Below are 17,989 nucleotides of genomic sequence, written 5' to 3'. Positions count from 1 at the left end.
ATGTCTCACCAATCCACAGTGCTTCAGAGTTTTTGGAGGCGGGTTAGGGCTTCTTGGAGGATTGTGGGTTGTTTGCAGAAGGCCCAGCGGACGAGGGGGCGGCCGTGGGACTGGTTGTCGTAGAAGACCTGGTGGGGGATGGCTACTACGCCGGTGCGTTCGGGGAGCATGCGGCAGAACTCGATCCCGTCGGTGTGGCCGAGGGGGCGGATGTCGGTGGTGACGAAGTAGGTGCCTTGCGGGCGGTGGACCTCGAAGCCCAGGGCGGCCAGGCCGTCGCAGAGGAGGTCGCGGCGGGACTGCAGGTCGGCGCGGAGGCCGTCGAAGTAGTCGTTGCCTAGAGCAAGTGCATGCGCGACGGCCGGCTGGAACGGCGCACCGGAGGTGAAGGTGAGGAACTGCTTGGCCGTCGTCACCGCAGTCACCACCGCCGGGCTCCCGGTGACCCACCCGATCTTCCACCCGGTGACCGCGAACGTCTTGCCCGCACTGCTGATCGACACCGTCCGCTCGGCCATTCCGTCGTACGACGCCAACGGCCGGTGCTCGAGTCCGTCGTACAAGAGGTGCTCGTAGACCTCGTCGGTGATGACGACCAGGTCGTGCTCGACAGCAACCGCGCAGACGCCGCGCAGCTCCTCGTCGGTGAGGACCGTGCCCGTGGGGTTGTGCGGCGAGTTGATCAGCAGGACCTTGGTCCGAGGTGTCACGGCCGCGCGCAACTCGTCCAGATCGAGACGATAGGAAGGTGCCCGCAACGTGACCGGGACCCGCCGCCCGCCGGCGAAGGCGATGCCGGCCGCGTACGAGTCGTAGTACGGCTCGAGCGCGATCACCTCATCACCCGGCTCGACGAAAGCGAGCAGGGCGGCGGCGACCGCCTCGGTGGCGCCGGTCGTGACCAGGACCTGCGTATCGGGATCGTAAGGAAGCCCGTAGAACCGCTGCTGGTGATCGACGATCGCCTGCCGCAACGACGGTACGCCGCGAGCCGGTGCGTACTGATTGGCGCCGGCCCGGATCGCCGCGATCGCGTCCTCGAGCAGCGAGTCCGGCCCGTCGGTGTCGGGGAACCCCTGGCCGAGGTTGACCGAGCCGGTCGCGGCCGCGAGGGCGGACATCTCAGCGAAGATCGTCGTACCGAGGCCGGTCAACCGCTCAGCGTGTGCGCGCATGCGTTCGACCTTAACCCTCGGCGGTCTCCACCATGTGAGTGAGCCAGTTGCGGGCCGTGCTGCGGTCCGCGGTGCTGAACGCGGCCTCGAGCTCGTCCTCGAGCTTGCGGATCGCCGGTGCCGCCTCGGCGAGTTTGCCCGCGCCGGCCTCGGTGAGGTGGACCTGCTGCGTACGGCGGTCCTTCGGGTTCGGTCGGCGTTCGACCAGTCCGGCCCGCTCCATCCCGGCGATCAGTTCGTTCGCCGACTGCCGTGTCGTCCCGACCACCCGGCCGACGTCGGCGATGGTCAGTCCTGGCTCCTTCCGGACGCAGAGCAGCGTCCCGTACTGCTGCACCGACAGTCCGTGCTCGTCGAGCGCCACCGCGAGGGCCGAGCGCATGCTCAGCCAGGCGTGACGGACGAGAAAGGTCACGCAGCCGTCGTCCTGGTAGGGGTCCATGTTGCCCATTCTGCCCGGCCCGTGGAAGGACGCGAAAAGGAGATTGACAGGTTCCTGTCAATCGAGGATGATCGAAACCTCGTCAGGGTCCTGACAATTATAGGAGATTTCGTGTCCTCGATCGACCCCCCGCGGCAACGCCGCATCCTCGCCGTCCTGGTCGTGTCGGCCGTCCTGATCTGGATCGACTCGACCGTCCTCGGCATCGCCCTCGAGCGCCTCGCCGACCCGGTCGAGGGCCTCGGCGCCACGCCCGGCCAGCTGCAATGGGCCGTCGGCATCTATTCGCTGCTGTTCGCGACCGCTCTGTTCCTCGCCGGTGCCCTCGGTGACCGCTTCGGGCACCGGACCATCCTCATGCTCGGCCTGCTGATCTTCGGCGCCTCATCAGCCTGGGCTGCCTGGGCCGGTGACCCGGTCGCACTGATCCTGGCCCGCGCGACCATGGGCCTCGGTGGCGCGCTGATCATGCCGCCGTCGATGGCGATCATCGGCTGGACGTTCCCGCCGGAGCGCCGGGCCGCCGCGATCGCGGTCTGGGGATCGTCGGCCGGTGTCGGCGTCGCGGTCGGACCGGTACTGGGCGGCTTGCTGCTCGACCACTTCTGGTGGGGTTCCGTCTTCACCATCAACCTGCCGATCGTCGCGTTCGGCCTGATCGGCGCCGCGATGGTGCTGCCGAACCCGCGCAGCCCGCAGCGTCGCCGGCTCGACCCGCTCGGCCTCGGCCTGTCCACGCTCGGCCTGCTCGGTCTCTCGTACGGACTGATCGAAGGCGGCCACCAAGGTGGCTGGAACCGCTGGCAGGTGTGGGGCAGCATCGCCGCCGGACTCGTCCTGCTGGCCGGTTTCATCCTCTCCGAGTGGCGGGAGAAGCAGCCGAGCTTCGACCCGCGGCTGTTCCGCAACCGCCGCTTCGCGGCCGGCAACTTCACCCTCGCGGTCGTCTTCCTGCTGCTCACCGGCCAGAGCTTCTACCTCGCCTTCTACCTGCAAGGTGCACGCGGGATGAGCGCTCTGTCCGCCGGCCTGATGTCGTTGCCCGCAGCAACCGGCGTGATCATCGGCTCGCAGCTGGGCGCCCGGCTCGCGGCCCGATTCGGCGTGGCCAGGATCTCGGGTACGGCGGTCGTCGTACTCGCCGCGTGCTCCGCCCTGAACCTGTTGTACGACGTCAACACCCCGCTGCTGTGGATCGGCGTCGTCGGCGAGGTGGTCGGACTGTCCATCGGCATGACCACCGCTCCGACCACGGCCGCCGTGATGGCAGCCCTGCCGCTCGACCGGATGGGAGCCGGGTCAGCGGTCAACAACACCCTCCGTCAGGTCGGCAGCGTTCTCGGTGTCGCCATCCTGGGCACGATCGTGTCGTCGACGTACCAGCACCGGATCGAGCCCACGCTCGCCGGCCTGCCGAACGCACAGGCCGCCGGCACCTCGGCCGAGGCGACCCGGCACGTGGCCGGCACGCTCAACCGGCCGAACCTGGTGCAGGCCGCGAACGACGCCTTCATCCACGCGATGCACGTCGCGGCCCTGGTCGGCGCGGCCATCGTGCTGGTCGGCGCGATCGTCCTGATCCTGGCGTTCCGGGGCAGCCACCGGATCGCGACGGTCCAGGAGAAAGCGCCGACCATGGTCGAGGTCTAGCTCCAGGGGGACGGCGGCGGCGGTGGTACGACGGCAGGGCGGTCCTCGCACCACGTCGCGCCGGTCCAGCCGCCGTCGTTGCCGGCCAGTAGGCGTACGTCGAACTCCGGCGGCCCTTCGAAGTGGAACGTCCCGCAGTTGTTGACGAACGGAGCCCCGACGTTGCGCGCGTCCACGTTCTCGAACGTGGCCCAGCCGCCGACCCGTGCGTTGACCACGTTGGTCCCGGTCCCGTCGACCTTGATGTTGCGCACGGCAACGTTCGTGATCCCGTAGTCGTCCTTCACCGGCCAGTCGACCACGAACATCATCGCGTTGTACGTCGAGTCCAGGAACGAACTGTCCGTGATCTCGATCGTCCCGGCCATCGTCGACTGCAACGCGTACAGCCAGATCGCGCCGAGCCCGATGTCCCAGTTGAGATCCCGCGGACCGCCACGGACCGTGGTGTTGCGGGCGAAGGTCAGCGTCCCCTCGAACGGCGTCGCGTTGAACCGCGACCCGGCGTGCAGCGTGCTGCCTTCGCGGATCGGGTCGGCGACGAGGTTGTCGGTGACCGCGTTGTCCCGGCCGCCGTAGATCGCGATGTTGTTCGCGAGTACGGGCGTCTGCACGGTGTTGTGGTCGTAGACGTTGTTGTGGTTGACCAAGCCGGAAGGGTTCGACTCCGACCACATCGCGAGGCCGTCGTCGCCGCTGTTGCGGACGAAGTTGTCGGTGGCGCGGACGTTCGAGACGCCGAGATGCAGGTTCATCCCGTCGGCGATCGCGTCGGTGATGACGTTGTTGCGGATCAGCAGACCGTCCATCGGGCCGTCCAGCCAGATACCGACCTTGGTGTGGTGCAGGTAGAGGTTCTCGATCGTCGAGCCGCCGCCGATCGCGCCGCCGATCCCGTTCACCTGATCGGTGTCGATCCGTTCCCGAACGTCGCTCTCGAGCGCGAAGTCGGCCAGGTGAACCTGGGTGCTGCCGCCGGCATCGGCGTACTTGCCGTAGAACCCGGGCGCGCTGTGGACGGACTTGTCCGGTGCCGGCTGGGCCAGCGGCAGGACCTTGCCCTTGATGATCGTCCACCAGTTGCCGGCGCCGCGGATGGTGACCTTGTCAACGACGATGTGCCGGTTGACCTGGTAGGTCCCCGCCGGGATGAACACCGACCAGCCGATCCGCTTGGCGGCGGCGATCGTCCGCTCGATGGCCGGCGCGGCGTCGTGCCGACCGCTGGGATCAGCGCCGAACAGCCGCACGTCGAGGGATCGAGCGGGTTGCCGCAGCGGAGCCTTCACCAGCTCGAAGTCGGCGACGTCGAGGACATACCAAGCAGCCGAAGAGTTGCGGGGTACGGCGAACCGGACGTGATCGCCGGCCCGGTACGTCCGGTCCAGCAGCACGCGCTGTTCGTCGTAGAAGTGGTTCGGCCGGAACGGCTTCGCGACCGGGTCCGGTTCTGGCTTCCACCAGCCCGGGATCGGGTCGACGTTCGGGTCGTTGGAGAACGGATACATCCCGTACAGCCAGGCGTACTGCGACGTCAGCGTCATCGTCCGCTTCGACTTCCCGTTGACGCTCACCTCCAACGGTGCCGTGATCCCACCACCGCCCGGCGCGTCCGGAATGCTGTAGCGAAGCGTCAACGCGTTGGCCGGCTTGGTCAGCGTGAATTCGACGTACTGCTTGGCCTGCAGCCGTACGGCGGTCCGCCCGGAAGCCTCGGCCGGCAACGTGTAGGCCTCCCGGCCGGGCCCGATCTTCTCGCCGGTGAAGTAGGCGTTCTCCGCCTCCTGCTCGACGAACGGCACCTCCGCACCTCGCCCGGCGACCAGCGCCGGATCCAGGCCGGCGCGGGTGATGCGCGGCGCAGGCCTGGTGGCCGCAGCCTGCGACGTGAGCAGTGAGCCGAGAACGGCAGTCGTGAGTGCAAGCGCGGTCAAGCGCCGACGCGATCGGGACATTGGCGGATCCCCTCCCAGACGAAGCTGCCTGGAGGTTATGGTCCCGACCAACCTTACGCAAGATCTCGACAGTTGAAAGAAATATTCTCTCAGTCAGCCGGTGGGGTTGGCTGCGGCTCGGGGCGGAGGGCGCGGAGCCAGAGTTCGGTTTGGGCGATGTGGGCCGAGGCTGCGGTGGAGGCGGCGGCCGGGTCGCGGTTGGCGATGGCGGCGAGGATCGCGCGGTGGCCGCGGTCGCTGGTCTGCTTGATCGCGTCGAAGTCGGCGCCGGGTTCGAAGATGCGGTAGTGGCCGCCCCGGCCACGGATCACGCCGGTCAGCGCGGTGACGGTCGGATTGCCACCCGCCGTACAGATCGTGTCGTGGAACTCGGCGTCGAGGTTCTGGATCTCGCTCGCGTCCTCGGTCGCTTCGAGACGGTCGAGGATGTCGCTCAGCCGGGACTCGAGGTCCGGGTCCTGGCGGGCGGCGGCCGCGGCGGTGGCGTGGGACTCGAGCACGCGGCGGACCTCGAGCAACTGGAGGACGCCTTCGAGCGGGATGAGCTGGACCGACAGCGAGAACCGGCTGATGATCTCCGCGGGATCCAGTGCGGAGACGTACGTACCGGATCCGTGCCGCGACTCGATCACGCCGAGCGCGGCCAGCGAGCGGGCCGCCTCGCGCAACGAACTGCGGGACACGCCGAGGTGATCGCACAGCTCGGGCTCCGGCGGGAACTTGGCTCCCGGCCCGAGCTCACCGGACGCGATCATCTGACGCAGGCCTGCCAACGCCTTGTCCGTAGCTGCCACTCGCCACCTCCTCGATCTGGGCTTGCAGCGTAAGTCCTCAGACCACTTGCGGTCACATTCTGACCGAAGCCACCAAGCCGACGCTTGGCTGCCAGAAGTCGTCAGAGGTCAGGGAGTGACGCCGCCCAGCTCCCCGGCGATCACGAGTCCGAGCTGGAACCGGGTTGTGACGCCCCGGGTCGCCATCACCTGGGCGATCCACCGGCGCGTGGTCCGGAGGCTGATGCCGAGCTGGCGGGCGATCGCCTCGTCCTTGAGCCCGGCCGACAACAGCTGCAGCACCTGCTGTTCCGACCGGGCCGGCGCCTGGCCGCCGTGCAGGTGCTGGTCGAACAGGATGCTGCGCTCCCACACACTCTCGAAGTACGTGATCATCAGCGAGAGCATCGAGCTCGGATGCACCAGCACCCCGCTCTCGGCGGGACCGTCGCTGTTCAACGGCAGCAGCGCCAGCCGGCGGTCCACGATCGCGAGCTTTGTCGGCACCAGCGGCGACAGCCGGGCCTGTTCCCCGGCGTCGCGGAAGGCCGTCACCGCGGCCAGTTGTCCTGGCTCGGTCAGCGACTCGGTGGAGTAGATCGCCCGCCAACGCACGCCGCGAGCCAGTGCGGCCATCTCATCCGGGTTGTCCTGGGCCCCGACGTACGGCGGCTTGTCGAGGATGAGCACCTCCTGCTCGGCGCTCTGCATCAACTGGACGGCGCGCTGGTTGACGGCGGCGCGGCCCTCGATCAGCTCGACGACCTGCGAGGCGTGTTCGTAGCGGGTGCCGCGGTGGAAGTCGTCGACGAGGCACTCCGCGGTCAGCCTGGCTCGCTCCAGTTCGTCATGGTGCTGGGCGATCAGAGCTCCGACGGCGACATCCGGTGGCGCGGGCAGGTAGCGGGCCGGTGTGCCGGGCCGCCGGTTGATCAGTCCGAAGCGCTCGAGCCGCCGTACGGCGAGCCTGGCCCGGGCCGCACCGATGTCCGTCCCGGCGATCAACTCGGTCAAGGTCGAACTCGGTGCGTTGAGCAACAACCGGTACAGCCGCTCGTCCATCGCGGAGACGCCGAGGACGGCGAGCTTGCCGGCGTCGTCGCTCTCCTGACTGGACATCCTGGCGAGCGTACGCGCGGAATCCGCCGTGGCGCAGCCGATTTCGGTCAATGGCCGGAGAAGGCCAATGACTGTTTCGTGCCTCCCGATTCGCTGGCTGCCGGCTCGCCATCCTGCGCAGACTGCATTCGTCACCGATCGATTTCGCCCTGCTATCGGGAGTGCCCCCATGGTTTCTGTACCGCATCGTGCTGCGCGAGGGGCGGTGGCACTGGCGATGCCACTCGCCCTGGTCCTCGCCGCCGCCCGCCCAGCTCTCGCCACCCCACTGACTACTCCGGCACCGGCCACCACCCAGGTGATCGTCCAGCTTGCCGGCGCCCCGACTCTGACCGCCGGAACCGCGGTCCAGCCACAAGCGGCCGCGCACGCCGCGTTCCGCCAGAACCTCGCAGCAGCGGGGATCCAGGCCACCGTCACCCACGAGTTCAATCAGCTGTTCAACGGTTACGCAGTCACCACAGACGCGGCCGGTGCGGCCCGGCTCCGGACCCTGCCCGGCGTACTCGCGGTGTCTCCGGACCGCCAGTTGCACTCCAGCGGCGACGCCGCTCTGACCCAGATCAACGCACCCCAGGTCTGGCAGACGAAAGACAGCAAGGGTACGGCGGTCACCGGTGCCGGCCGCACGATCGCGGTGCTCGACACCGGGATCGACTACAACCATCCGGACCTCGGTGCCGGGTTCGGGCGCGGACACAAAGTCGTTGCCGGGTACGACTTCGTCAACGGCGACGACGACCCGATGGACGACAACGGACACGGCACCCATGTCGCCGGCATCATCGCCGGCAGCAGCACCAGCCCGGACGGGCGGACCGGTGTCGCCCCGGCCGCGCGACTGGCGGCGTACAAGGTGCTGAACGACCAGGGCGAGGGTCCGGAGTCGAAGATCATCGCCGGGCTCGAGGCCGCGGTCGCTCCGGACAACCCCTACCGTGCGGACGTCGTGAACCTGAGCCTGAGTGGTGACCCGGAGCAGAACGACCCGCTCGAAGCGGCGACCGAGGCCGCGGTCCACGACGGTGTGGTCGTGGTCGCCGCCGCCGGGAACAACGGCCCGGGAGCGGGGACGGTCGGCTCGCCGGCCGAGGCACCCGACGTTCTCGCGGTCGGCGCGAGCATCACCGGCGTCGACCTGCCGACGGTCACCGTCACCACGCCGGTCCGGCGGGTGCTGAACGCCGAGCGGACGTTCTTGTCCGCGAACCCGCCGGCCCACGGTGAGGACCTCGAGGTCGTCGACGCGAAGAGCGGCGATCCGAGCGCCTACGACACGATCGATGCCACCGGCAAGGCCGTCATCGTGGCCTACAACAGCCAGCAGTACGGACAGATCCTGGCGACGGCCGAACAGCACGGCGCGAAGGCCGTACTGTTCCGAACCCCCAACTACTACACGGGCGGTGGCGGCCACCTACTGGTTCCCGCCTTCGCTGCCGGTAGGGCACAAGACCCCGGCAAGAGTTCGGCGGTCGCGGTCCTGATCAACGGGACTGAAGCCTCGGACCTCCAGCAGTGGATGACCGCGGGACCGGTGCGGATCCACATTGGCGGTACGGACGCCACTGACCAGATCGCGTCGTTCAGCGCCCAGGGCCCGGTGTCCGGGAGCTTCGCGATCAAGCCCGACCTGGTCGCACCGGGTGTCGAGATCCGTTCAACCTGGCCCGGCGGTCAGTACGCCGACGACAGCGGCACCAGCATGGCCGCACCGCACGTCGCCGGTGCCGCCGCGCTGCTGAAACAAGCACACCCGGACTGGACCGTCGGCCAGATCATGGCCGCCCTCACCGGTGGCGCCCACGTACTGAGCGGGTACGACGCCGACGTTCAGGGAGCCGGCCGTCTCGACGTAGCTGCGTCCGACAAGTTGTCGGTGCTGCCCGACCGCCGATCGCTGAACCTCGGTGTCGCTGACCTGGGTAGTCACACGCTCGACGGCACGACCACGGTCACGTTGACCAACGTCTCGTCGTCGACGCGGACCGTTCGTCTGGACGCCACGCCGGCGACCGGCACGGCGGTGAAGGTCGACGTGTCTCCCCGCAGCGCAAGGCTCGGAAAGGGCCAGAAGGTGACCGTCCGGGTGACGGTGACCGGTGCCCGCCCGGCCGGTGCCGCCGACCTCAGTGGCTGGCTGCGGGCCAAGACCGACGGGTCCGCGGACCTCACCGTGCCGTGGTCGCTCGCCGTCCGGCCGCTCGTCCTGCACGCCAACCCGGATCCGGCCATCGCCGGCTCCACGATCTTCGTCCACTCCGAGGCCGGCCTGGCCGCGCCGCCGCAGGTGTCGGTGACCAAGCCGGGATCCCACCGCCCGGTCATCGGTACGGCGACCTTGGACCAGCCGGGCTGGTGGAAGTACACCGTGCCGACCGGACCTGCCGGTGCCTACTCGATCGCGGCGGTCGCCCGGACGACTTCGGGCGCCCGACTCGACGGGGTGGCGACGTACGAGCAGCTTGCGCCTTCGCACGGATCGGGGGCGGACGGCTGGCAGTCGGTCGGCCCGACCAGTGAGGGTGCGACGACGGTCGCCTACGACTCGAAGCCGGGCCGGATGTACGCGCTGCCGGACCGGTCGCCGCGGCCTGGCATCTTCCGGACCGACGACTCCGGCAAGACCTGGCACGAACTGCGGAACCTGCCGATCGGCGGCGGTACGAACATGGGTCTCGCGGCCGATCCGACCCAGCCGGGCACCGTGTACCTCGCGGTCGAGGGCGAGCCGGACCCGACGTACCAGGGCAAGCTCCTGGTCAGTCACGACGCCGGCGAGACCTGGACGACGATGCCGTTCCCGGACGTGAGCCCACGGGATCTCTCGATCGACCCGACCGGGCGGATCCTCGTCGTACCGGGCTTCGACAACGCCATCCACGTGAGCACCGACAAGGGGCAGACCTGGAACAGCTACCCGGTGCCCGGTGACGACCTCCAGCAGGTCCGGCTGATCGGCCATGACCTGTACTTCGGCGTCGCCCGCGTCCTGTACGTGATCAGGAACATCGACGGTACGCCGGAGCCGGCCCGGAAGCTGTTCACCTCGACCGTCAGCGACCAGTTCGTGGAGGAGGTGGCCGGCGACAGCAATCGGTTGGTGCTCAGCACCCCGGACGCGCTGTACGTCTCGCACGACCAGGGTGTCACCTGGCAACCCAGTAAGACCGCGCCGGTGGGCGAGACCTTCCGGGCACTGGATGTAGTGAACGGCGACCTGTACGCCTCGACCGAGTCGGAGATCTTCGTCGATCGGCCGGGCGTGAACGAGTGGTCGACGATCCCCGTGCCGGTGGCGGGTGATGTGTACCGCATCTCGTCGCCGCAGGCCGGTCGGTTGGTGATCTCCGCCGCGAGCAACGGCGTGTTCGTCACCGACGACAATGGTGCGACGTACGAGCGGGTCGGTCTCACGGCCGCCGACGTACACGCGCTCGCGGTCGGAAAGGACCAGTCGGGCCAGGCCACGCTGGTCGCAGGTACGACGTTCTCTACCTTCGAGCACGCGTTGCCGGTGCAGCGCGTACCAGGTCCGGCCGACCGGGACTGGGGCTCCAACGGTGCCGACGGCCTCCTCGGCAACCGGGTCACGGCAGTGACGACCGATCCGGCGGACGCGCATCGGATGTTCCGGGCCGTCGCGAACGCGCAAAGCCGTCCGTCCATCGACGAGTCGACCGACGGTGGCGTGACCTGGAAGACGGAGTTGGGCGTGCAGACCGACGCGTACGTCTATCAGCTCGTCGTCGACCCGGTGAACCGCAACTACATCTACGCCGCGATCGTCGACCTGCTCGGGCCGGGCGTGGTGGTCAGCCGGGACGGCGGGAAGACCTGGCGGAAGAACAACCTGCCCGTCGACGTCACCACGATCGTCGCGGACCCGCACAACCCGGAGCAGATCTTGCTCGGTGGATCGCAAGGGCTGTACCGATCGGACAACGGCGGCCGGACGATCAGCCGGGTGTCCAGTACGCCGGTGTCGGTGATCGCGCGCGACCCGAAGAATCCCGACCACCTGGTCATGGGCGGCAACGGGTTGTTCGAGAGCCGCGACGGAGGCCGGACCGTCCGGGCTGCCGCGACCTCCGGGTTCCGGTTGAACATCACCGCACTGACGTTCGCCTCCAACGGCAAGCTCTACGCCGCAGCCGGTGCGGACAGCGATTCGGCCGGCTTGCCGGTCGGCGGCCGGGGCGTGCTGACCAGCCGCGACGGCGGCAGGAGCTGGCAGAACATCTCCGACGGTCTGCCGAACCTCGACGTCGAAAGCGTCACCACGTCACCCGACGGACGCTGGTTGTACGCCGGAACCGCCGGCGGCGGCGTATACCGCCTGCCGGTCACCTGAGATGTCCGGCCGGTCCCGGGGGCGTGCCGGGACCGGCCGGGCCGTCACCGCAGTAGGTGCAGGAAGCCCTTCAGATCCCGCACCCGCCAGTGCCGCTCGTCAAGCTGTTCGTACGGCGTCCCTGTCCCGTCGACCAGGATCGTCGCCATCCCTCGGGCCCGCGGCAGCTCGAGGTTGACGGCGAGGTCGTCGAACATCGCCGCTCGGCCGGGCTCCACGTCGAAGAGCTTCAGGAACGCGTCCAGGCTCTCCGGGTAGGGCTTCGGAATCAGATCACCGGCGAGGATGTCGAAGACGCCGTCGAAGCAGGCGCTCAGGCCAAGCTGCCGGAGCGCCTGTTCGGCGTGGTACGCCGACCCGTTCGTGTAGACGTACCTGCGACCCGGCAACGCAGTGAGCGCAACGGCGAGCGCCGGGTCCGGGCTGATCACCGAGTAGTCGATCCGGCGCTCGAAGCTGAGGAAGTCGTGCGGGTCGATCGTGCCGGTGACCATGGCTCCCCGCAGCGAGGTGCCGTACTGCGCCACCAGCTCGGCCTGGATCTGCCGGGCACCGGGGACGTCGGTGCCGTAGTACTCGGCGATCGTCGAGACGATGCCGTGCGTGAGTTGCGCGGCCAGCGCCGAGTCGGCGGGGTAGAGCGTGTTGTCGAGATCCAGGATCCAGGTGTCGATGTCCGCCAGCACCAGACCAGAGTAGTGACAGACTGGGTGGCGGCATCTACGGGAGGACTGGAGACGTGGCGACTGCCCTCATTACCGGGCCGACGACCGGGATCGGCCGGGCGTTCGCGGACAAGCTGGCGCTGGAAGGGTACGACCTGGTGCTGGTGTCGCGGGACGAGACGCGGCTCAAGGAGGTCGCGACCGAGCTGACCCGCCTGCACGGCGTCGCGTGTGAGGTGCTTGCCGCGGACCTGACCGATGCCGACGACCTGGCCAGGGTGGAGGCGCGGTTCCAGGCCGGGCCGATCGAGGTGCTGGTGAACAACGCCGGCTTCGGGCAGAAGAAGCCGTTCTGGGCGAACCCGATCGACGTCGAGGAGAACCAGTTCGACCTGCTGGTTCGCGTCGTACTGCGGCTCACGCATGCCGCCGTACTCCCGATGATCGAGCGGGGGTCCGGCGCGGTGATCAATGTGTCATCCGTGGCCGGGTTCCTGCAGCGGGGGAGCTACAGCGCGCACAAGTCCTGGGTCACGAACTTCACCGCCGGGCTGGCGATCGAGCTGCATTCGCGAGGTGTCGCGGTGATGGCGTTGTGCCCGGGCTTCGTGCGGACCGAGTTCCACGAGCGGATGGGGATGGACAAGACGATCATCCCGTCGTTCATGTGGCTGGATGCGACGGAGCTGGTCGACGCCGCCTGGAAGGACCTGATGCAGGGGAAGGCGATCTCGATTCCCAGCCTCCGCTACAAGCTCATCGTCGCGGCCACCCGCTACATCCCGCGCGCTCTGATCGCCCGTGTGTCCACCGTCGGTCTGGACGGCCGCCGTCGGGTCTGAATTTCCGCAGCCAACCAACCCGCTGGATGGTGCGTCCAACGGAGCACAGATCAAGCTCCTCACTCAACGAGGCGTCGCGAAAGGGTTGGAAAGCCATGTACGGACGGGGGATGCGGCGTTTCACTGCCGCAGCGGGACTGGTAGTGGTCGGGCTGGGTTTGGTGGCCTGCGGCAACCAAACGGACGGTGGCTCGCCGTCGGTGGGATCGACCACGAGCACGAGTACGACGGGCACGACCGGCGGGCCGAGTGCGACGCCGACGGCCGCGGAGACGCCGGAGCGAGGGGTGCCGGTGGTGGAGAAGACGCCGAAGCCGTCCGCGACACCGTCGCAGCAGCCGGAGGCGCGGCTCAGCAGTGGGATGCTGCTCACCGGGAAGGACGTCGCAACGGCGGATCCGAAGCGGGGCTGGGTGGTGACGAACGCCGGCAGCGACCCGATCTGTGGGTCCGCGTCGACGCGGGGGAACGGCGTCAAGGGGAGCCTGGCCCGGAACTTCACGACCGACCTGGATGCCTCCGGCGGCCAGTTCCTGACCCGGTACGAGAGCCCGGCCGCGGCGAAGGCGGCGTACGAGAAGATCGTGGCGACGATCAAGTCCTGCAAGGCGCTCGATCCCGCGCCGACGCACGCCCGCAAGCTGACCGAGAACCGCACGCTTGCCCTCGGCAACGTCACTACGATCCTGCGCTGGTACGACTACCCGCTGCCGAGCGACCCGGGGAGTGAGGACGGCGGCTTCCCGTATGCCGTGACCCGCCAGGGCAACGTGGTCTCGGTCCTCGCCTTCCGCGAGATGGGCAAGGGCGTGGCCCCCGCTCACTTCGAGGCGCTGGCCCGTACCGCCGCCGGCCACCTGGGCTGAGTCAGAGCTTCTCGGCAACCTCGGTCAGCACGCCGAGAGTTGCCGTGAGCAACGGATGGTCGGCCCGGCTGCGGCGTACGGCGGCGTACACGCGCCGGGTCGGCACCGGCTCAGGGAGCGGCCGGATCACCGCAAGAGTGGGCGTCGGTACGGCGAGGCGTGGGACGAGCGAGACGCCTCCGCCGGCCGCGACCAGAGCGGCGACGGCCCGGAAGTCGTCGGACTGATGGACGACGCGCGGCTGAAAACCGGCCTGCTCGCACGCCAGCAGTACGACGTCCCGGATCGGGTTGCCGGGGGCGGTCATCACCCAGTCGTCCCCGGCGAGCAGCGAGAGCTCGACAGTGTCCTGTCCCGCAGCCGGGTGTGACGGCGGCAGGACCGCCACGAAAGGCTCGGCGTACAAGGGGATTCGGACCAGGCGCTGGTCGTCGGCGCGGGGTGAGCCGCGGTGCTCGACGGCGATCGCGATGTCGGCGTCGCCGTCGAGCAGTTGGGTGATGCCTTGGTGTCCTTCGGCGTCGCGAACGACGAGGTCGAGGCCGGGGCTGGTCTCGCGGAGGCGGGTCAGCGTCGGAGCCACGAGCAGGCTGATCGCGGTCGCGAAGGCGGTGACCCGGACCTCGCCGGTGGTGCCGTTCGCGTGCAGCCGCATCGCGTCCTCGGCGCGTTCGACCTCGGCCAGGATGGTGTCGGTGTGGGCGAGGAGCAGGCGGCCGGCCGAGGTGATCACGACCCGGCGGCCGCGGCGTTCGAGCAGCTCCTGACCGACTTCGGATTCCAGTGCGGCCAGTTGCTGCGAGACCGCCGAGGGCGTCAGATGCAGCACCTCGGCGGCCGCGGTCACAGTCCCGTGGTCAGCAAGCGCGCGCAACACCCGTAGGCGTCGTACCTCGATCACGGACCTCAGCTTCGCACAGCCCGTCCGGACCTTCTGCAGCCGAGACCAGTGTCAGCGGGGCACGCAGCGGCGGGGCAGGCAGCGGCGGGGCAGGCGCCGGCGGGACGGGGCGCGAGCGTCGCAGCCAGCGCTTCACAGCGCGGAGTGGGTGGCGCGGCGGGATATAGGGGCGAACCGGGGCATGGGGCTCGGCGGAATGGGTCTGTTCGTGGATCGACTTGATCATGGAGAACGGGATGTATTGCACGGTGGTTCCTTTCGTCCCTTCAACGGTAGGAACGAGGCCCTTGATGCGTCCAATGAAACTTCAGTGCAGAGTTGATGCGCATGGTGCATGATTGACGGTATGGAACTGCGCCTGCTCAGGTCGTTCGTCGTGGTGGCCGAGGAGCTGAACGTCGGCCGCGCCGCCCTCAAACTGCACCTCACCCAGCCGTCCCTGAGCCGCCAGATCGCCGCGCTCGAACACGATCTCGGGGTGGAACTGTTCGCCCGGGTCCGGAAACGGTTCGTGCTGACCGCGGCCGGCGAGACCTTCCTGGCCGACGCGAGGGAGCTGCTCCGGCGGTCCGACGAGGCGGTACGCACGGCGCAGCGGACCCAACGTGGTGAGCTCGGGACGCTGCGGCTGCGGTTCGTCCAGTCGGCGACCTTCGAGGTGCTGCCGCGGATCCTGGGGCCGTTCCGGGCGGCCTATCCGCAGGTGATTCTGGACCTGGAGTCGATGACCACGATCCGCCAGACCGAGGCGCTGCGGGACGGGCGGATCGATGTGGGGTTGCTGCGGCCGGCGTCGGCTGGTGGGACAGACGCCGTACAACTGGGGCCTCGACTGACCTCACGGGTGGTGTCGGCGGACCCGCTCGTGGTGGCGCTGCCGGCGCAGCATCGGTTGGCCCGACGGAAGCGGGTCCGGCTGGCCGACCTCGCGGAGGAGGCGTTCGTGCTGTACTCGCGGCCGAGTGGGCCGGCCGTCCACGACACGATCGTCGGGTTCTGCCGGGCGGCCGGGTTCTCACCGCGGATCGAGCAGGAGGCCGCCGACGTACAGACGATCGTGTCGCTCGTCGCCGCCGGTCTCGGGGTCTCGCTGCTGATCACCCCGGCTCCGCTGTCGAACCCGGACTTCGTCGTCTATCGCGAGTTGTCCGACGACCTACCACCCTGGCAACTCTCCGTCGCCTGGTCGCCGGACAACCGTTCGCCTGTCCTGGCCCGGTTCCTCGAGTCGGTCTAGCGGCTCAGCCGAAGACGTCGGGGTCGCCGCCGGTGCGTACGCCGGTCTCGAGATCGGCGATCGCGGCCATGTCGTCGTTGTCGAGCTGGAAGTCGAAGACGGCGATGTTCTCCTGGATCCGGCTCGGGGTCTTCGACTTCGGGATCACCACGTTGCCGAGCTGGAGGTGCCAGCGGATGACGACCTGCGCCGGCGTCTTGCCGTGCTTGTCGGCCAGCGTCCGCAGGGCCGGCTGGTCCAGCAGTTGGCCCTGTGCCAGCGGGCTCCACGACTCGGTGATGATGTCGTTCTCCGCGTTGAACGCGCGCAGCTCGTCCTGCGGCAGCGCCGGGTGCAGCTCGATCTGGTTCACCGCCGGGCGGATCGTGGTCTCCTCGAAGATCCGCCGCAGGGCAGGCTCGTGGAAGTTCGAGACGCCGATCGCGCGTACCCGCTTGTCGGCGTACAGCTGCTCGAACGCCTTCCAGGTGTCGACGTACTTGTCCCGCTTCAGGCACTGCCAGTGGATCAGGTACAGGTCGACGTACTCGAGGCCGAGCTGCGCGATGCTGCGGTCGAACGCGGCCAGCGTGCTGTCGTAGCCCTGGTCACCGTTCTGCAGCTTGGTCGTGATGAACAGGTCGTCGCGAGGTAGACCGGCGGCCGCGATCGCGCGCCCGACGCCGGCCTCGTTCTGATAGGCGGCCGCGGTGTCGATGTGCCGGTAGCCGGCCTCGAACGCGGTCGTGACCACGTCGGCGACGATCTCGTCCTCGACCTGCCAGACCCCCAGGCCCAGCTGCGGGATCTCGACGCCGTTGTCCAGAGTGATGGTGGGGACTGTGCTCATCTGTCTATTCCACCGGGCCGAGCGGTTCTGGCCCAGTCATCCGACGTGTGACAACAACCTCATCAACTGCCCGTAACCACTGCGTAGGACTTTGCATCCGGCTCCAGGAACTCCAGCAGCGCGGTGCCTTCCCGCTCCAGCTCCGTCATCGTCTTCTTCAGCGTCCGCCCGAACGGTGTGATGGTGAGAGTCGCCACACCCCGCTTCTTTTCCGCCGTCCACAGCCCCGCGACCAGGCCATCGACGGTGTACGTCGCCTTCACCCGGAGATTCTTCGTGTACACGGCCGGCTTGTGCTCGTCCGCGATGATCCGCTCCCGTTTCGCGTGCGAGAGCAGCACGTTGTCGAACTCGGGCAGGAAGCGCACCGGTGCCGCGGTGTCCGGATCCGGCCGCGGCCCATCGGGTACGTCGTACAACGTCTTGCCGGCCTCGTCCGTGAAGGTCTCCAGCTCGAGCGAGTCGAACAGTGGCTTCGCCTTCTGCAGTCCGGACCAGGTCTGGAAGTCCGCGGGGGTGGCTGGGCCGAAGGCGGCCAGGTAGCGAGTGACGAGCTCTGCTGCCAGCGACTCGGCGATCAGCTTCCCGCCGATCCAGTCCTCGGCCGGCGTGAAGCGCGCGTTCGCGGACCAACTCCACCGCGCGTCCGTCGGGTACATCACCAGCGGAACCATCATTCGGGTGCAGAACCCGAGCGCGCGCTCGTTCACCTCGGGGAACTGCTGCTGCAAGGCGTCCCGAACCTCGGTGAAGGTCAGCGGCTCCTTCGCCAGCAGCTTCTTCGCCGCAGCCACCACCTTCGCCGGCTCCAGCCCCGCGCCCCGATCGCCGAGCACCTTCAGCCCGGCCTCGAGCACCGGACTCACCGTGCTCCGAAACCGCAGATAGTCCGCGGCCGTCACCAGGTGCAACGTCCCCCGGAACATCGTCGCCCGGACAACCTCCCGCGCCTTGACCGCGTCATCGAGCTCCGACTCCTCGAACCCAGTGATCCGAGTCCACAACCCGACGTACGGATGCTTGGGCTCCTGCCCCTGCATCCCCACCAGCCGTCGCACGACGTCAACCCCCGTCGCGCCCTCCCGCTCCAGCAACAGTTGCCGCGCGAGCGTAGCCCGATTGACCGCCTTAACACTCAAAACCGCCATGCCCGCATCCTCCCCCGCCCCACCGACAAAGTC

The 17,989-nt window shown here is 68.7% G+C and carries 14 protein-coding genes; 5 read left to right on the top strand and 9 right to left on the bottom strand.

The features are described from left to right. Positions 1 to 23: 23 nt before the first annotated feature. Both AB0L70_RS00860 and AB0L70_RS00855 read right to left on the bottom strand, forming a co-directional pair. A complete protein-coding gene (locus tag AB0L70_RS00860; RefSeq protein WP_363678492.1) occupies positions 24 to 1,175 on the bottom strand; it encodes a pyridoxal phosphate-dependent aminotransferase in 1,152 nt (383 codons plus the stop codon). Between the two features lie 10 nt (positions 1,176 to 1,185). After that, positions 1,186 to 1,617, bottom strand: coding sequence for a MarR family transcriptional regulator (locus tag AB0L70_RS00855; RefSeq protein WP_363678490.1), 432 nt, complete (start codon positions 1,615 to 1,617; stop codon positions 1,186 to 1,188). Between the two features lie 111 nt (positions 1,618 to 1,728). Between AB0L70_RS00855 and AB0L70_RS00850 the strand changes: the two genes are divergently transcribed. Further along, complete coding sequence (locus AB0L70_RS00850; protein ID WP_363678488.1) at positions 1,729 to 3,267, top strand: MFS transporter; 1,539 nt, start codon at positions 1,729 to 1,731, stop codon at positions 3,265 to 3,267. Here the strand turns inward: AB0L70_RS00850 and AB0L70_RS00845 are convergent. The 3 genes from AB0L70_RS00845 to AB0L70_RS00835 all read right to left on the bottom strand — a co-directional run bounded on the left by AB0L70_RS00845 (position 3,264) and on the right by AB0L70_RS00835 (position 7,114). Beyond that, the gene (locus AB0L70_RS00845) at positions 3,264 to 5,222 is read right to left on the bottom strand and encodes a glycosyl hydrolase family 28-related protein (protein WP_363678486.1); all 1,959 of its coding nucleotides are present in this window, start codon (positions 5,220 to 5,222) and stop codon (positions 3,264 to 3,266) included. The genes AB0L70_RS00850 and AB0L70_RS00845 overlap by 4 nt on opposite strands. Before the next feature lie 89 nt (positions 5,223 to 5,311). Then, positions 5,312 to 6,016, bottom strand: coding sequence for an FCD domain-containing protein (locus AB0L70_RS00840; RefSeq protein ID WP_363678484.1), 705 nt, complete (start codon positions 6,014 to 6,016; stop codon positions 5,312 to 5,314). Between the two features lie 108 nt (positions 6,017 to 6,124). Continuing rightward, on the bottom strand, positions 6,125 to 7,114 hold the full coding sequence (locus AB0L70_RS00835; protein WP_363678482.1) for a helix-turn-helix domain-containing protein: 990 nt from the start codon (positions 7,112 to 7,114) through the stop codon (positions 6,125 to 6,127). 169 nt (positions 7,115 to 7,283) lie between these two features. Between AB0L70_RS00835 and AB0L70_RS00830 the strand changes: the two genes are divergently transcribed. Continuing rightward, positions 7,284 to 11,468, top strand: coding sequence for a S8 family serine peptidase (locus AB0L70_RS00830; RefSeq protein WP_363678480.1), 4,185 nt, complete (start codon positions 7,284 to 7,286; stop codon positions 11,466 to 11,468). 44 nt (positions 11,469 to 11,512) lie between these two features. Here AB0L70_RS00830 and AB0L70_RS00825 read toward each other — a convergent pair whose 3' ends face one another. Then, on the bottom strand, positions 11,513 to 12,154 hold the full coding sequence (locus tag AB0L70_RS00825) for a pyrimidine 5'-nucleotidase (RefSeq protein ID WP_363678478.1): 642 nt from the start codon (positions 12,152 to 12,154) through the stop codon (positions 11,513 to 11,515). Positions 12,155 to 12,207: 53 nt separating this feature from the next. Here AB0L70_RS00825 and AB0L70_RS00820 point away from each other — a divergent pair, with 53 nt between their 5' ends. Both AB0L70_RS00820 and AB0L70_RS00815 read left to right on the top strand, forming a co-directional pair. Beyond that, complete coding sequence (locus AB0L70_RS00820) at positions 12,208 to 12,975, top strand: SDR family oxidoreductase (protein ID WP_363678476.1); 768 nt, start codon at positions 12,208 to 12,210, stop codon at positions 12,973 to 12,975. 110 nt (positions 12,976 to 13,085) lie between these two features. Further along, complete coding sequence (locus tag AB0L70_RS00815; protein WP_363678474.1) at positions 13,086 to 13,841, top strand: hypothetical protein; 756 nt, start codon at positions 13,086 to 13,088, stop codon at positions 13,839 to 13,841. A 1-nt stretch (position 13,842) separates the two neighbouring features. On the opposite strand, the gene AB0L70_RS00810 is transcribed toward AB0L70_RS00815, so the two are convergent. Then, a complete protein-coding gene (locus tag AB0L70_RS00810; RefSeq protein WP_363678472.1) occupies positions 13,843 to 14,742 on the bottom strand; it encodes a LysR family transcriptional regulator in 900 nt (299 codons plus the stop codon). A gap of 346 nt (positions 14,743 to 15,088) precedes the next feature. Between AB0L70_RS00810 and AB0L70_RS00805 the strand changes: the two genes are divergently transcribed. Beyond that, positions 15,089 to 15,979, top strand: a complete 891-nt coding sequence (locus AB0L70_RS00805; RefSeq protein WP_363678470.1) for a LysR family transcriptional regulator — start codon at positions 15,089 to 15,091, stop codon at positions 15,977 to 15,979. A 4-nt stretch (positions 15,980 to 15,983) separates the two neighbouring features. Here AB0L70_RS00805 and AB0L70_RS00800 read toward each other — a convergent pair whose 3' ends face one another. Continuing rightward, positions 15,984 to 16,808, bottom strand: a complete 825-nt coding sequence (locus tag AB0L70_RS00800) for an aldo/keto reductase (RefSeq protein WP_363678468.1) — start codon at positions 16,806 to 16,808, stop codon at positions 15,984 to 15,986. Between the two features lie 62 nt (positions 16,809 to 16,870). Continuing rightward, positions 16,871 to 17,956: a winged helix DNA-binding domain-containing protein gene (locus tag AB0L70_RS00795; protein ID WP_363678466.1), complete on the bottom strand. Its 1,086-nt coding sequence runs from the start codon at positions 17,954 to 17,956 to the stop codon at positions 16,871 to 16,873. Positions 17,957 to 17,989: the final 33 nt, after the last annotated feature.

It is taken from the genome of Kribbella sp. NPDC051952 (assembly GCF_040680855.1).
Lineage (GTDB): Bacteria > Actinomycetota > Actinomycetes > Propionibacteriales > Kribbellaceae > Kribbella.
The sequence above is the reverse complement of the archived record's forward strand: the minus strand, read 5'-3'. Positions and strand labels throughout refer to the sequence as shown.